This is a genomic window from Crocosphaera chwakensis CCY0110 (assembly GCF_000169335.1).
GTDB classification, from domain to species: Bacteria; Cyanobacteriota; Cyanobacteriia; order Cyanobacteriales; family Microcystaceae; genus Crocosphaera; species Crocosphaera chwakensis.
The window spans coordinates 171554-186824 of record NZ_AAXW01000005.1 but is presented as its reverse complement, the minus strand read 5'-3'; the positions used below and the strand labels follow the sequence as shown (position 1 = coordinate 186824).

The window sequence follows — 15271 nt, the reverse complement described above, 5'->3', positions numbered from 1 at the left end:
TAAGCTAAATAAGTTAAAAAAGTAGTTAAATCTTTCTAAGATATTTTTAAGTATTATGACTTCTATTAATGAGCAATTAATCCAGGGGTTTCAAGAGGCTTTAGTAAAGTCCTTTGGTGAAGAATTTAAAGAGATTGATCCCCAAGTAACCACAGCTAGGGATCTCAGACATGGAGATTATCAGGCTAATATTGCCCTTCCTTTAGCTAAGAAATTAGGGAAAAATCCTAGAGAAATTGCTCAAATTATTATCAATAATTTATCCTTAAATAATATTTGTGAATCTCCTACTATTGGCGGTCCTGGTTTTATCAATTTAAGACTTAAGTCCAGTTACTTAGAAAGTCAATTAACATCTTTATATCAAAATCAACGTTTAGGGATTAAAAAAGTAGAGAATGCCGATAAGGTTATTGTTGATTTTTCTAGTCCTAATATTGCTAAAGAAATGCACGTTGGACATTTACGCTCAACTATTATTGGTGATTGTATTGCTCGAACTTTAGAATTTTTAGGATATGATGTTTTAAGACTAAATCATGTGGGAGACTGGGGAACACAATTCGGGATGTTAATTACCTATTTAAAAGAAGTTTATCCTGATGCTTTAACTAAGGCAGATGCTTTAGAAATTGGTGATCTCGTTAACTTTTATAAGCAAGCGAAAAAACGATTTGATGAAGATCCTAAGTTTCAAGAAGCAGCTAGAGATGCTGTAGTAAAATTGCAATCAGGAGATAAAGAAAGTCTCCAAGCTTGGCAATTACTTTGTGATCAATCCCGTCGAGAATTTCAAAAAATATATGATCGTTTAAATGTACAATTAACAGAAAGGGGGGAATCTTTTTATAATCCTTATTTAGATGATGTTATTAAAGCTTTAGATAAACAAGGAATCTTAGAAAAAGATCAAGGGGCGCAATGTGTTTTCTTAGAAGGATTTACTAATAAATCAGGTGATCCTTTACCTTTAATTGTTCAGAAATCTGACGGAGGTTATAACTATGCAACGACAGATTTAGCTGCGTTAAGATATCGTATCAAAGAAGATAAAGCGAAACGCATTATTTATGTAACTGATGCCGGGCAATCGAATCACTTTGCACAAGTTTTCCAAGTAGCTGAAAAAGCCAATTTTTTACCCGATACTGTAGAAGTAACTCATGTTCCTTTTGGATTAGTTAAAGGGGAAGATGGGAAAAAATTAAAAACCCGTTCAGGGGAAACCGTTAAGCTAAAAGACTTATTAGATGAAGCAGTTAATTATGCACGAAAAGATTTAGAAAATCGCTTACAATCAGAAGAAAGACAAGAGTCAGCAGCATTTATTAATCATGTATCTGAAACGGTAGGTATTAGTGCAGTTAAATATGCAGATTTGAGTCAAAATCGTATTAGTGATTATATTTTTAGTTATGATAAGATGTTAGCCTTACAAGGAAACACAGCCCCTTATATGTTATATGCTTATGCAAGAATCCAAAGTATTAGTCGAGAGGGAAATATTGATTACGAAAATTTAGGAGAAAATATAACAATTCTTCTCAAAGAAGAGACCGAAATTGAATTAGGAAAATATTTACTACAACTCAGTGAAACTATCAAAGAAGTGGAAAAAACTCTACTTCCTAACCGTCTTTGCGACTATTTGTATGAACTCAGTAAAAAGTTTAATCGTTTTTACGAAAATTGTCCCGTATTAAAATCAGATGAACCGGTGAAAACATCCCGTTTATTACTATGCGATTTAACCGCAAGAACTTTAAAATTAGGATTATCTTTATTAGGAATTTCTGTGTTAGAAAGAATGTAATCTTATGACACTCACTATTATGACTAATAGGTTAATTAGATTCCTCGTCTCCTTGAAATGACAAACAAAATAACTTGTCTAAACAGACAAGTTATTAGCCTATTTTATTTAATCTAATCAGTAGAAGAACTTAATTTTTCTTGAGCCACTCGTCTCTTTTTAGCATATAATTGTATCGATGCAGCCATCAAAATGACTAACGCAACAATCAGCCAAGTCGTTAAATCTAGAGGTAAATTGTTCTTAAAGATAGCCAATAAAACAATAATAACTAACAAAATTGTTGGTGCTTCATTTAATGCCCTAAACTGTTGTCCTGTCCACTGACATTCCCCTTTTTCTAACTGTTTCATGATTCTTCCACAGTAGAAATGATAGCCTAATAGTAAAGCAACAAACGCTAACTTGATATGTAACCACCCCGATTTTAAAACATCCATTTCAGTAGAAACTAAGCCAAGAGCCATAGCAACAGTAACAATCATTCCTGGGGTTGTAATAATATTATAAAGACGTTTCTCCATAATTTCATATTGTGTTTTAAGGATGCTTTGATCGGGTTCTTTTTTCTCTGAAGCTTCAGCATGATAAACAAATAAACGAACTAGATAAAATAATCCAGCAAACCAAACTACAATACCAATTAAATGAAAAGCTTTAAACCAATAATATGCCATAATTGCCTAGAATATTTCTCCTTAAATAATCCTTGAAACATACTGTATCGGTTTTAGGACACAATTTCCTAAATTTTAAATAAAAATTAATCTGAGTTTGGTGTTCCCTGAATTGTAGAACAACTAGATAGTTTTTCTTGTTCGAGGGGACGAGTAACTAAATAATCTTCTAACCACTGACATCCTTGGGTTAAAAGTGAGGTTAAGCGTGCATACTCTGCTTCTACGGGCCACATTTTCACTTTACCATTTCTACTAATGGTTAATATCGTTTGATTATCAGGGCTAAATTGTAAACTTTCAATAGACTCTTGATGACCTTTCATTTTTGTATGTAGCTTTCCCTCTCGATCCCATAATCTTATAGTTCCGTCTTGAGAAGCGGTAATAAAATATTGTCCGTCGGGACTAAAGTTAACACGAGAAATAGGAAATAAATCACTGGTTAAAGTTGTAATTAATTCTCCTTCTTGATTCCATAATTTGATGGTACTATCTTCAGAAGCAGTTAATAAATAGTCTTCCTTGGGACTAAAACTTAACGAATTAATAGGATCTGAATGTCCTGATAAGGATTGTTGTAAATTTCCTTCTAAGTTCCATATTTTTGCTGTTCCGTCCATAGAAGCTGTGGCTACTTGTCGATTATTTTGACTAAAACTTACATAGGTAATCGTATCATCATGTGCCTGAAATTTTTCGAGTAATTGATAGGGGTTTGTTTGTAAATCCCATAACCATACTTCTCCTGAACGATTAGCGACAGCTAAAATTTGGCTATCTGAACTAAAATTAAGGCTATAAATGCGTACATTATTATCGGTTAATTCTCCTAATAATTGACCTTGTAAATTCCATAACTTCACATTTCCATTAGTCCCCGTCGTAGCAATTATTTTACTATCAGGACTTATCCGAATGGCATTAATTCCACTGTTATGAGCTTCAAATTCTCGTAGTTTTTTTCCTTGTAAATTCCAAAGATAAACCTGACCACTTTCATCGGCGATCGCTAATAGTTTACCATCCTGAGAAAAGTCGGCACTGGTAATATAAGTATCGAGGGTATTAAACCCATTATTAGGAGTCTGTCTAATGTCCCATAATTTAACAGTTCCATCACTTGAAGCGGTGGCTAATTCTGTTCCTTGACGATTTAAAGTAATATCATAAATCGGGTCTTGATGACCTCTTAAAACAGTCATTTCTTGTCCATCTTTACTCCAGAGTCTAGCAGTTCCATCACTAGAACCACTGGCTATCCAGTTACCGTCTCGACTAAATGCCACGCTATTAACTAATTCTTGATGACCTTTCAACGTTAAGGTCAAATTTCCTTGTTTATCCCAAATTTTAACTGTTCCGTCCCTAGCACCAGCAGCAATTCGTTGACCATCTGGGCTAAAACTAATGCTATAGAAAGGAATGGCATTTTCTTGCAAACTTTTGATTAAATTGCCTTGATTATTCCATAATTTAGCAGTTCCGTCCCGTGAAGCTGTCACAATATATTGGCCATCCGCACTAAAAGCCACGTCATCCACTGATTTTGTGTGACCTTGTAACACCACTAAGGGTCTACCTTCTTTATCCCAAATTCTGGCGGTATTGTCCCGTGAGGTAGTAGCCAGACGTTGGCCATCTTGACTAAAAGTGACACTATAAACCGAGGCAGTGTGACCCTTGAGAACGGCTAATTGTTTCCCTTGTAAGTCCCATATCCTAGCGGTATCATCCTGAGCTGCAGTGGCCAAGGTTTGACTATCTGGACTAAAGGCTACTCCATAAATATTGCCTTCGTGACCGGTTAAAACGGCTTTTTGTTGTCCTTGGGAGTCCCATAAACGAACCGTTCCATCACTCGAAGCAGTAGCTATCCATTGACCATCGGGACTAAAGCTAACACTATTAACAGCGTCTTGATGGCCGATCAATTTATTTTTTTCTTGGATACGGTTTAAGATTTGTTCGAGTGCAGAAATGGGGCTAGTGGCGGGATAATCTTCTAACAGCCGTCGATCTTTTACTAAGGTTTGTAACTTTTGATTCGCTTCCATTGCTGAAACTAAACCTTCCAATTGTTCAAATTCAAATTGTCGCCAAGCACTATCCCCAATTTTTTCTAATTGTGTTCCCATTTGTGCCTCTTCTTGTTTTTGGAAAGCTATCCACGCTTGGTTAAAGGCAATGGTTGCACCTACTACAGAAATAGCTAAAATTCCCATTCCTAAACGAATCATCCGTCGGGCTTTTTGATTCGCTTTGGTTAAAATTTCATTAGCTTGTTGTTGGGTTGCTAGATTTATTTCTGCTTCTCGTTTATCTAAGTTTTGACTTTCGGTTAAATATCGATAATCGAGGTTACTTAAACTTTTATCCATTGCCCAAGTAAGAGCATCTTTCAGTGCTTGTCCTCGTAGCAAGCGAGAATTATCTTCATAGTTAGAATTAACCCAAGCTGTCAACATCTCGGAATAGGGTCTGATCTTTTCTAGTTCTTTTTTAACCCATTCTTCATTAAAAACAGCTTGATAAATTTTATTATAAACGACTAATTTTCCGTTCTTTTTAACCACTAATCCCGATAGCCTTAATTCTGTTTGTTCAGGACTTTCATCGCTTTTTAAGAATCCTTGTTGCAAAATTTGCTGATACATTCCTAAGAGTCTTCCTGCTCTTTTTTCATTTCTAAAAATTCTTTCTCTAATGGTTTTTAAATGTACTGGTTCATCATTAGATTCCCAATTTTCAATAATAAATTCTTGAACCGTTTTATCCACCCATTCTTTTTCTTGATCTGAAGGAATAATCTGACCTTGAGTTAAAAGCAAATCACAGACTTTTTGAGTTAAAAAAGGCTGTCCTCCTGTCCAATATAAAATACTATTTAGAACAGCTTGAGGGTGATCGCTAATGGGGATTAAACCAGGAGCTAAGGGTTCTATTTCTTCTGAGGTAAATCCTGTTAATTCAATGGGAAACCCAATATTAAAAGGGGTTTGAGTTTTATCTTGAATTAAATCCGTAGGAGTAGCCACTCCAAATAAAGAAAAGACTAATCGTTCAAATTTTGTATTTTCTGCCCTTTGATTATAAAAGAAACGGATCACAGAGAAGAAATCATCTAAAGAAAAATTTAAACTGAGAACCTTATCAATTTCATCGATAAAAATATAAACTTTTTCTCCAGAACAATGAACCAGTAAAATCTCTTCTAAAAATTCGCTAAATTTCTGAATGCCTGATAATTCTTCCCGTTCTCTGAGCCAAACTTTTAAGTTAACTTTTCCAATTAAATTAAACCCTAAAAATAGTTGCGTAATAATGCCACTGTACCATTGTTTTTGACTAATATCACTGCCTAAACTGGTAATATCTACAGATGCACAACTCATTCCTTGTTCTTGCAGTTGGTGCATAGCTCTTACTCTTAAGCTAGATTTTCCCATCTGACGACAGTTAAAAACATAGCAAAATTTCCCTTCTTTTAAGGCACCTAAAAGAATTTTATCTGCTTGTCTTTCTACATAGGTAGGGTGATCAAATCCTAGACTTCCACCAACTTTATAGCTATAGGATTTTTGCATATTTGCAGTCATTACTAATATTGATAAGTTATAAAGTGTAAAATTTTAAAGAAAAAAATAGTTAAGCTGTAATTCTAGTAAGATATATATTACTATACTATACTAAAGTTTAGACTTCCTAGACAAATAAGAAAGTTCCTTTATAATAAGTCTAGTTTACATTTTAATAAAATTTTCGAGGGGAGTATAATTTTTATATGACAATAGCAAAAGTGTCTTCAGCATCTCAAAAAAAGTTTTTTCGTCCTCGCCGTTGGTTTGAAAAAATCATGGCTTTGATTGTTTTAGTTAATTATATTTTAGTTATTTTTGATTTAACTTATATTCCTTTACGAGATTTTTGGTTACAAGGTAAAGTTCAAGTTTATATAAAAATTGGCACTTTTGAAAGAGAAATTCCTAAACCCTCTTTGCGAGTTATTCCTGAATCTGTTTCAGATTTTATTACTCAATATGATATTATAAAAGGCATTGAACCCTATCGAGATACGGCTCTATATTTAGATAAGGTAGAAGATTTAAACGAAGCCGTAAATCAGCTTGTCAGTCAACAGGCGTTTACGGATTCAAATACAGCAGAAAATAGCGAATTTCAAGCAAATATTGATGAGAGATTAGCCGATCTTCGAGAAAGAAGTAGGGAAATGATTGCAGATAATCCCTTTCAAGTTGCTAATAAAACTGGAACCTTAGAGCGAATTAAAAATAAGATGCGAGAACATGTTTTTGACACAGAAGAAAGTTCAGCAAAAGATGCTTTTGAGCAGTTTTGGAGTGAGGAGAATTTTCGACGTAATAGTTGGCGTGATGAACTTAACTTTTTTGATCAACAAATTGCTCCTTTAATTGCTACTAATTACTTTCGTCCCGTTGGAGAAAATGGCGAACCTGTTGAAAATTTTGGTTTAATCGATTTTCCATTTTTCTTATTATTTTTAACCGAATTTTTAGCTCGTACTTGGTATATTAGTCGTCGTCACACAGGAGTTAGCTGGTTCGATGCTATGTTGTGGCGTTGGTACGATATTTTCTTATTGATTCCCATACTTCGTTTCTTAAGAATTATTCCTTTAATTGTTCGTTTAGATCAATCAAACTTAATTGATTTAAAAGCTATTAAAAAACAAGCAAGTCAAGGATTTGTAGCAGGAATTGCTCACGATGTTACTGAAGTGGTTATTCTCCAAGTGGTTAACCAAATTCAAGGAACCATTGAAGATGGAACCGTTCGTGATATTTTGATGAGACAAAATACTAAGCAATATGTTGATATTAATAATGTTAATGAAACCTCAGAATTAGTGAAACTGATGGCTAATTTAGTCATTACTAAAGTCATTCCTGAAATTCGTCCTGAAGCTGAAGAATTTTTACGATATAACGTGGATAAAGCTTTAACCCAAACCCCTGCTTATCGTGGTTTAGAGAATGTTCCAGGGGTTAAAGGAATGCAGCACCAATTAACCGAAAGATTAGTTTCTCAACTATATGAAGGTTTATCCGTTGGACTACAGGGATTATTAATTGAAGACCCAGAATTTGATCGACTTTTAGAAAAATTAGTGGAAAAGTTTAGTAAGTCTTTAGGGACTGAATTACAAGCAGAACACAGTATCGATCAGATTGAATCGTTACTCAATGATTTATTAGAAGAAATTAAAATTAACTATGTTCAAAATCTCTCCCAAGAAAATATTGAAAATATTTTAGAACAAACTCGCGCCCTTCGCCAAGGACAACAGACACAGATCACTCAATACAGATAATTAACACAAACTTAATAAGTGAGTACAGAAAATTAATTTCCTAGTTAGGACAAGCAAAAGGTAATGAGGTTATTGAGATGTGTAACTAATTTTGCTCAGGTACTTATTTGAATATTAAGTTGTTAATATCAAAATCATATGAACCTAACAAACCTAAAATAAATCCTCCAAAACAGATGAAAATTAAAATAGATATCACTTTCCATTGGGGATATCCTAGTTTTTGTAATTCCAGTTTGGCTAAAATAGCAGCAGAGAGTAACAAGAAGAAATGAGCAAAAAAAGTAATCCAACGGAGCGTTATAACAATCACAAAAGACCACAATAAAACTGCTATAATCGCTTTATTATCTGATTGAAAACTACTGCCAAACAGAATTGTAATGATAGCAACCGGTGCGATTAAACTAATTGTAATTAAGAGAACTAGACTTCCTGCTAAAATATGAAGTAAGAAAAAAATCGTTTCGTCTTCTAATATCCATCCCCAACTTTCTCCTTGAGAAGCTAGCCAAAGACTCCAGGAACTAGCAGATTGACCAATGTACCAACCAAATGAAGCGTAGGTCAGCACAACAAGAGCGATGCACAAGAAAGGAAAACGAATAAACTTTGCCATAGCTTCATTGTAACTATGAAGCTTTGGTGATTAAAGAAACTTTATCTTTTTATTTCAATCAAAAAAGACACGAACAACTCGTGTCTTTTCTATCTATAGCACCACACATTAAAATCAGGACGTTCTTAAGGTTCTTAAGATTAGATCGCCCATCTCCTAGTGCATAGTGCTATAGTTTCACAATAGATGCAATGCTAGGACATGGTCTGAATCATATAGTCAAAGTAAGGAGCAGTTTCTGCTGCATCCTCATTATTCAATAGTCCTAAAGCTGCTTCTTTGAGGCAGCGAATCGCTTCTACCATCCCAGGAACAGGAACATTTAGGGAGTTATACATTTCTTTAACTCCAATCAAACCAATTTTTTCAATGGGTTCTTTGCTTCCTGCTAACACCCCGTAGGTGACTAAACGTAAATACCAGCCATAATCTCGTAAACACTGGTTATACTGCTTTTGACCGTAGGCGTTACCCCCAGGGGAACGAAAATCAGGGCGTTTTTGAAACAATCTTTTCTGAGCCTGATCAACGATTTTCTTTTCGTTTTCAGCTAAGGTCTCAGCGATGCGAACACGCTGTTCTCCGGTACTCAGAAACGTTTGGATACCCTTGAGTTCACCACTGCTAGGATATCGGAGTTCATCGTCTGCTTTTAGAATAACTTGGCTAACTACACTCATGATGATATTAACAACAATCTTATATCATACTGTAGTTTATCTTGAAACCGAGTACAAACGCATAGGTAGTTCATAGTAGTTTTCAATTCGGTATATGAAGACTTCCGTCGAGTGAGTATGACTGGGATTAACGCCCCACAAATTCTACCCTACAGTTTAGTATACTCACATCTTGCACCTTCGATAAAACTAGCTCGTGAGGATAGACAATAAGACTTTATGTTGAGTTAAACTGCTTTTTAATTGACTGTCTTCTTTTTAGTCATTAAGTTTTCTTGTACTGGAGAAAGATGTCAGTTTAGTTAAATGGGAAGGTGAAAATAAAGAGATAATGATGAATTTACGAGAATAGGACGAAAATGATGGGGAGTTTGGAAAAGATCGATAAGTGATTAACAATCATTTTACTTTTTTTCTCTGGATAATACAAAAACACTGCCTTCGTTGCCTCTTCCTATCCGTAAATCATCATCTAAGTAGGTAATTTCTAACCATCCCTGTTGTTCTCGATTTTCCAGAGAAAAATCTAATGGAAAAAACTTTTTTCCTTTTTCAATTTCTTTGATTAACTTATTAGGAGATTGATAGCCTAAAAACTTTTGAAGTCCTGCAATATACCGTTCAAATTTAACTTGTACTCTTTTATCCGATGTTGGTTCAAATCTAGCTGCAACGCTAACAAGTCCTTCTAACAAAGGAACCCCGACAATTTCTGCAATATTATAGAGTTTAGCTTCTTCAACTCGAATACATTGATAAATTTGCCCCAATTGAAGCACCGGAAACTTATCTAATCCTAAAATTCCCTTGCTGGTTGTATATAATAATCGCCAATTTCCTTCTAATAATTCGGGGGTTTTGATTGGGTTAGGATTGGGGTTATGATCTTCTAATTGTTCAATGGCTGATAATACCTTAACCCGATCCATTTCTGAGGCTAATAAACCTCTATTTTTCCCTGCAATGGTTTCTAGCAATTTTGCCTTTTCATTCATTATTAACGAATTCCTCGCATCAATACACAATAAACAGCTAGCAGTTAACAGCTAGCAGCCAACAATTAATTACAAATTCAACTGATAACTGGTAGCCAGTAACTGGTAACTACTCACTATCATAAGTTAATAGTTAGGGATATCAAATAGAACCTGAGTCATATATTTACTGGCCCAGGCTTCCCCAAAGGCTTTCTCTAAAACACGACGGGTTTTATCGTTCTGTTGTTGCTTACGACAATAATATTCTTGACCTTGTATGTTAAATTCTCGCTGTTGCGTTGAACCAGGGTGAGACTGGTTTGCTTGCTGACAATGGACTTTTAAAAAGTCGCCGACTCGCTTAAGAAATAATTTTTCTTCTTCTTGTGTCTGAGGACGAATAAATAGACAATATTCTGAGAAAATATCACCCCATTCTGGTAATTCTCTTTGATCAGAAAAGTTAGGACTTTGTAGTTGAGATAATGCTTGATTATAACTATTAGATAAAGTTAACTCAGGGTTAGCTGGCGATAAATCTGCGATCGCTGCACTCACACCTCCTTTCCCTGCGACAATATCACAACCAAACATGGGTAAAGCATAGTCAGGGTTGGGAAACATGACACAGTGGAGAATATCTAAGCCTTGTCCTACTTTAGCTAATTCTAAGTGCATTTTCCGAAATTGAGGAGATTGATAACAACGATTTTCAATCACCAGTCTTTCCCCTTCTAATTTTCCTTCTACATAGCCTAAACCATCCGGTAACTCATAGAGACTTAAATCTAAATACTCTTCCCAATGAGAGATAATAACCTCAGCTAACTGATGAATTAATGGGTGTAAGGAGAGAGTGGTGGGTGAGGTTTTTACAGTAGTCATGTGTCAGTAATAAATGCAACAAAAGACAGTATTCTCAGGATATACTGAAGACTGTACCCCCATGTCATAATGCAGACATAACTTAACTTTCGGAGATAACTATGTTTGGACTAGGATGGCCCGAAGTCGCTATTATTCTGGTTGTTGCTTTATTAATTTTTGGTCCGAAAAAAATTCCAGAGATAGGATCATCTTTGGGTAAAACATTACGGGGTTTCAAAGAAGAAGTGAATAATCCCAATGATGAAGATGAGTTTGATAATTAATAATTAATAATTGATAATTCATAATTATTTTTTACTTTAAAATCCTAGGGTAGGCATTACCTACCTTACAAGACTTACAATATAGAAAGATTAGACGAATTGATTGCTATTCTTGAAGAATATAATAATAAGTAATTTTGAATATTTCTTGATTGTCATTGCGAGGGGTTGAAGAACTACTATAGCCTAATTTATAGTCATTATTCCCGAAGCAATCTTTATGTTTCTCTTGGCTGTTGTTAGAGATCGCATCGGGGTGTTTTTTGTTTTTAGTGACCATCAAAGCTTACTGTTTATATTACTCCTTGCAATGGCAATTTAAGTCTCGGATAACTTTTAAGAATTGATATTATCTTTAACTTGCTTACGCCATTGGGTAATCGCTTCTAAAGGATCGTTTGTTATCACATATGGTGCCATTAAATTTAGATTTAGATTAGGTAATAATTGACTGTTAGACTTGACTTGATAACTATCATTTTCTAAACAATAAATGGTAAACTGTTTAATATATCCCTTTGAAGTTACTTTGAATTATAGTTTATTTCAAATAAATCAATAGATTTAACCCTGGAATCGTTCGAGAAAGCGTCCAAAATAATAACGCAATATAAAGTATTCCTAATGTCCATTGATACCAGACTAAAGTAGAGATTAAACCAGGAAGATGTTGATCTCGTAGTCGAATATCATTAAACCCTAATTTAAGAAAATTGTTTAAACTAAAATCATAATAATTTAACCAATTCCAACGTCTTTCCCACATCAAAGGTGTAAAGCGATCGCGGAAAAAATGAAATTCAGGAATAATGGGTAAACGAACAATTAATAATTGTAATTGTCGTAATCCTCCATCTAATAAAAAATAAGAACTTTCCATTAAATCATGATATCTTCCTCGTTCATACATTAACGTCACTAAAGATAAAGGAAGGGGAATCAAAATTAAACTTAAACAGAGTAAAGTAATAAAAGGATATTCAGCAGAATTAAAAATTTCTATGGTTCCAATCACCAATAAAGATGAGCCACTACTTACCATACAAATGATATCATAAAGATTAGGAAGGATTGGAGTGGGTAAACGTCTGCGCCACCGGTCTATAAACCAAAATAGAACCCCAAAATAACCAATAGAAATTAAACCAACTCCCAATAATAAACTAAAATTAGTTCCATATTGACTCAATAATAATAAAACATTTAATAACAGCCAGTGACCTATTTTTTGAATAAAGCTGAGTCGCCAATAATCTTGATATGGGGTTCTAATAATGTTTTCTGATAATTGTTGTTTAGTTAGTTTTTGTTTTTTATATTCTAATTGATTTGCATCAGGTATCTGTTCTGAATCTCGAAAATTTTGAATAAAATTCCTTAAAACTGTTTCATTTCCTTCAATACTATTAAGATACATAAATTCAGCAATTTCTCCTGTATTGCCTAAAACCTTAGCGGTATCTGAATCAAAAGCAAAACCAGCAATATTAATGGCTTTTTCTTTTAAAAATTCAGCATTACTAAAATCCATGATGCCTAATAATTTAACATTTTTGAGGTTAATCATATTTCTAAAATAAGAATTACGAAATACAATACTTTTTTCAAAAGTAGAATTTGATAAGTTCAGTGAACCTGAAAAGATACTATTAGAAAATAAAATGCGATCGCGACAATTAAGGGTGATAAATTTACTGCTATCTAACCAAGAAGTATGACTAAAATTGACGACTTTATTGAAAACAACTTCGCTAAAATCAGCAGATTGCTTAAATTGACTATAGTTAAAACTTGATTCTCCTAAAAACTGAACTTGATTGAATTTTACTGGTTCTTGAAATTGACTACCATTAAAGTTTGCATTTTGTTTAAATACTGACTTACTGAAATCAACTTTTCTACCAAAATCAGCATTATTAAAATTAATTTCTTTGGTAAACTTGGCTTGTTTAGCTTCTATTTTTTGTAAAATTAAACTATTGGCAAAGTCAACGTTTCCTGTAATTGTAGATTCGTTAAATTGTAATGATCCACGAAACAAAATTACAGAACTCATATGTTCTAAAGATTGAGCAGAAAATTGGGGATCAGACTCTATTATTTTTCGTTCAGTTTGAGTCAAATTCTTTGGTAATATCTCTGGTGAAAGTACCGTTGACATACCTAAACGACTACTAATTAAATCTCCTTTAATTAAAGAATGGCTAAAATCTAAACCAATAGCTTTATCAGAATGAGTTAAAAAATTTTGTAATTGACGATAAAATTCTTCTTTAAATTCGTTATTATCTGCAGTTAAATCAATCTCTAAATAGGTCAAATCAAGGGTTAAAATTCCTTCTTGAAGTTGAGGTGATTTGATTCTTTGTTGGAGTAACTCAGGGGTTAAAGCTGATCTTTCCAGATCAGCTAAAATAGGAGAAGGATGGGCAATTAAGAGAAATATTAAAATGAATAAAATACAAGCTAACTTGATAACCGTTCCCCATTGTCTATTTCCCATTCTCATATCTTGCACCTTCGATATAATTTGCTAGTAATAAAAGGGAACAAAGAACAGGAACCAGGAAACAGGGTTGTATTTTGATGCTAACTTATTAAAAATTAATTGCATTCTTTAGGGTTATTAAGTTTATTGGTAAGGTGTGCAAGATGTCAGCGTTCCTAAAAATAATTTAACTTAATACTTGTTGAATAGCCGATTCTAATTCTTGTTGACTTAAATCGGTTACAATAAAGACTTCTTGTACTGTTTTTCCTTGTCGGGCGATCGCTTTATAACCTCCCCGAATGGGAACAGAAACCCGTAGTTTTAAATGGGGACAATGGCCTTTCGCGCGACTAATAACCCCAGGAGTAATAGTATTAATCCCTGTATAGTTGATCAACTTTTCTAAAATAGGAATTAACCCATCAAGATGAGTCGAATGATTCCAGACTAGCCTACCTTTGTCCCCTTGGGTCATAATTTATGCTTCCTCCAGTGGGGCCATGGTCAACCCTTCACGACGTAGTTGTTGATGATACAATTCTGCTTGTTCTTGGGGACCAGTCCAGACAATGGCTAACCCTTCAAAATGAACTTGTTCAGTGAGTTCCCAAGCGCGATCACTACTCATCCCAGGAATGTACTTCATTAAACAATTAGCCACATGATTAAAGGTGTTAAAGTCGTCATTGAGAACAATTACCTTATAGTTAGGGTAAGGCTTGCGATCAATAACTGTTGATCCTTTAGGCGCAGTTGACGTTGAAGTGGCCATCCCTTGAATGCCGATGGATAGTCTCTTACTCATGGATCTTAGTCAATAGAAAAGTTCTGAGAGTCTGATTGTTACAGACTTTGTAATATTTTAACAATTTTTGGTACAAAAGCCTACTTATGTGGCTTTGGAGTTAGTATTTTATAAAAAAGCAATCGCCTCTTTGAAAAAGCGATCGCTTTAATGATTCAAAAAATTCATTAAACAGAGATTTCACTAAACTCACGACTCATGTGATCAAAGGGTTGATCCACAAAAGAAGTGTCTTGAACCCCTGCATCAGCGGCCATAGCTTTGATCTTTTCTTTCATTATTTGAATACCTCTAACAGTGGGGGCAATGGGAACCCCTAACGAGTTATAGGTTTCCCGTAACCCCTGTAAAACCCGTTCATCGAGAACATCGGGATCTCCTGCGACTAAAGCATAACTGGCATAACGCAGATAATAATCCATGTCCCGTAAACAAGCCGAATAACGACGGGTGGTGTAAGCGTTGCCCCCTGGACGAATTAGTTCTGGGACTTCTTCAAATAGTTGAAGCCCTGCTTCTTTAACGATCGCAGGGGAATTAGCGTTAATTAAGGCAGCCACACTGATGCGATCGCTTCCTGACTCAAAATAAGATTTGAGACTGGCCATGGCATCGCGATCTAGATAACGGCCGGTTAGATCATAGTTTTTAATTAACGTGGTAACGGCATCTCGCATTAAAGTTTTCTCCCAACAACAATTTTTA

The 15271-nt window shown here is 34.5% G+C and carries 14 protein-coding genes; 3 read left to right on the top strand and 11 right to left on the bottom strand.

The genetic code is table 11. The features are described 5' to 3' along the window. Positions 1-55: 55 nt before the first annotated feature. A complete protein-coding gene (gene argS / locus CY0110_RS05315) occupies positions 56-1813 on the top strand; it encodes an arginine--tRNA ligase (RefSeq protein ID WP_008274293.1) in 1758 nt (585 codons plus the stop codon). A 113-nt stretch (positions 1814-1926) separates the two neighbouring features. Here argS and hemJ read toward each other — a convergent pair whose 3' ends face one another. Next, complete coding sequence (gene hemJ, locus CY0110_RS05310; RefSeq protein ID WP_008274292.1) at positions 1927-2490, bottom strand: protoporphyrinogen oxidase HemJ; 564 nt, start codon at positions 2488-2490, stop codon at positions 1927-1929. Between the two features lie 86 nt (positions 2491-2576). After that, positions 2577-6089: a WD40 domain-containing protein gene (locus tag CY0110_RS05305; RefSeq protein WP_035798541.1), complete on the bottom strand. Its 3513-nt coding sequence runs from the start codon at positions 6087-6089 to the stop codon at positions 2577-2579. 185 nt (positions 6090-6274) lie between these two features. On the opposite strand from CY0110_RS05305, the gene CY0110_RS05300 reads away from it, so the two are divergent. After that, positions 6275-7843 (top strand): hypothetical protein, encoded by a 1569-nt coding sequence (locus tag CY0110_RS05300; RefSeq protein WP_008274290.1) that lies wholly within the window; start codon positions 6275-6277, stop codon positions 7841-7843. 103 nt (positions 7844-7946) lie between these two features. Here CY0110_RS05300 and CY0110_RS05295 read toward each other — a convergent pair whose 3' ends face one another. The 4 genes from CY0110_RS05295 to CY0110_RS05280 form a co-directional block, all read right to left on the bottom strand. Then, entirely contained in the window at positions 7947-8462 is a 516-nt protein-coding gene (locus CY0110_RS05295) for a hypothetical protein (RefSeq protein ID WP_008274289.1), read from the bottom strand. Positions 8463-8656: 194 nt separating this feature from the next. Further along, a complete protein-coding gene (locus CY0110_RS05290) occupies positions 8657-9142 on the bottom strand; it encodes an allophycocyanin subunit alpha-B (RefSeq protein WP_008274288.1) in 486 nt (161 codons plus the stop codon). A gap of 404 nt (positions 9143-9546) precedes the next feature. Next, entirely contained in the window at positions 9547-10137 is a 591-nt protein-coding gene (locus tag CY0110_RS05285) for a PAP/fibrillin family protein (RefSeq protein WP_008274287.1), read from the bottom strand. Between the two features lie 126 nt (positions 10138-10263). Continuing rightward, positions 10264-11004 (bottom strand): phycocyanobilin:ferredoxin oxidoreductase, encoded by a 741-nt coding sequence (locus CY0110_RS05280; protein WP_008274286.1) that lies wholly within the window; start codon positions 11002-11004, stop codon positions 10264-10266. Between the two features lie 101 nt (positions 11005-11105). Between CY0110_RS05280 and tatA the strand changes: the two genes are divergently transcribed. Next, positions 11106-11270 carry a twin-arginine translocase TatA/TatE family subunit gene (gene tatA / locus CY0110_RS05275; RefSeq protein ID WP_008274285.1) on the top strand — a complete coding sequence of 55 codons (165 nt, stop codon included), beginning with the start codon at positions 11106-11108 and terminating at the stop codon, positions 11268-11270. A 106-nt stretch (positions 11271-11376) separates the two neighbouring features. On the opposite strand, the gene CY0110_RS29835 is transcribed toward tatA, so the two are convergent. The 5 genes from CY0110_RS29835 to apcB all read right to left on the bottom strand — a co-directional run bounded on the left by CY0110_RS29835 (position 11377) and on the right by apcB (position 15243). Beyond that, positions 11377-11550 carry a hypothetical protein gene (locus tag CY0110_RS29835; protein WP_008274284.1) on the bottom strand — a complete coding sequence of 58 codons (174 nt, stop codon included), beginning with the start codon at positions 11548-11550 and terminating at the stop codon, positions 11377-11379. A 261-nt stretch (positions 11551-11811) separates the two neighbouring features. After that, the gene (locus CY0110_RS05270; RefSeq protein ID WP_008274283.1) at positions 11812-13773 is read right to left on the bottom strand and encodes a pentapeptide repeat-containing protein; all 1962 of its coding nucleotides are present in this window, start codon (positions 13771-13773) and stop codon (positions 11812-11814) included. 172 nt (positions 13774-13945) lie between these two features. Continuing rightward, entirely contained in the window at positions 13946-14236 is a 291-nt protein-coding gene (locus tag CY0110_RS05265) for a DUF2103 domain-containing protein (protein ID WP_008274282.1), read from the bottom strand. A gap of 3 nt (positions 14237-14239) precedes the next feature. Beyond that, positions 14240-14533, bottom strand: a complete 294-nt coding sequence (gene clpS, locus CY0110_RS05260; protein WP_008274281.1) for an ATP-dependent Clp protease adapter ClpS — start codon at positions 14531-14533, stop codon at positions 14240-14242. A gap of 200 nt (positions 14534-14733) precedes the next feature. Beyond that, on the bottom strand, positions 14734-15243 hold the full coding sequence (apcB, locus tag CY0110_RS05255) for an allophycocyanin subunit beta (protein WP_008274280.1): 510 nt from the start codon (positions 15241-15243) through the stop codon (positions 14734-14736). Positions 15244-15271 lie beyond the last annotated feature (28 nt).

What these genes read in the sequence shown, in the direction of transcription:
- argS (WP_008274293.1), top strand. Translation starts at nt 56, where the DNA reads ATGACTTCTATTAATGAGCAATTAATCCAGGGGTTTCAAGAGGCTTTA.
- hemJ (WP_008274292.1), bottom strand. Translation starts at nt 2,490, where the DNA reads ATGGCATATTATTGGTTTAAAGCTTTTCATTTAATTGGTATTGTAGTT.
- CY0110_RS05305 (WP_035798541.1), bottom strand. Translation starts at nt 6,089, where the DNA reads ATGACTGCAAATATGCAAAAATCCTATAGCTATAAAGTTGGTGGAAGT.
- CY0110_RS05300 (WP_008274290.1), top strand. Translation starts at nt 6,275, where the DNA reads ATGACAATAGCAAAAGTGTCTTCAGCATCTCAAAAAAAGTTTTTTCGT.
- CY0110_RS05295 (WP_008274289.1), bottom strand. Translation starts at nt 8,462, where the DNA reads ATGGCAAAGTTTATTCGTTTTCCTTTCTTGTGCATCGCTCTTGTTGTG.
- CY0110_RS05290 (WP_008274288.1), bottom strand. Translation starts at nt 9,142, where the DNA reads ATGAGTGTAGTTAGCCAAGTTATTCTAAAAGCAGACGATGAACTCCGA.
- CY0110_RS05285 (WP_008274287.1), bottom strand. Translation starts at nt 10,137, where the DNA reads ATGAATGAAAAGGCAAAATTGCTAGAAACCATTGCAGGGAAAAATAGA.
- CY0110_RS05280 (WP_008274286.1), bottom strand. Translation starts at nt 11,004, where the DNA reads ATGACTACTGTAAAAACCTCACCCACCACTCTCTCCTTACACCCATTA.
- tatA (WP_008274285.1), top strand. Translation starts at nt 11,106, where the DNA reads ATGTTTGGACTAGGATGGCCCGAAGTCGCTATTATTCTGGTTGTTGCT.
- CY0110_RS29835 (WP_008274284.1), bottom strand. Translation starts at nt 11,550, where the DNA reads ATGGTCACTAAAAACAAAAAACACCCCGATGCGATCTCTAACAACAGC.
- CY0110_RS05270 (WP_008274283.1), bottom strand. Translation starts at nt 13,773, where the DNA reads ATGGGAAATAGACAATGGGGAACGGTTATCAAGTTAGCTTGTATTTTA.
- CY0110_RS05265 (WP_008274282.1), bottom strand. Translation starts at nt 14,236, where the DNA reads ATGACCCAAGGGGACAAAGGTAGGCTAGTCTGGAATCATTCGACTCAT.
- clpS (WP_008274281.1), bottom strand. Translation starts at nt 14,533, where the DNA reads ATGGCCACTTCAACGTCAACTGCGCCTAAAGGATCAACAGTTATTGAT.
- apcB (WP_008274280.1), bottom strand. Translation starts at nt 15,243, where the DNA reads ATGCGAGATGCCGTTACCACGTTAATTAAAAACTATGATCTAACCGGC.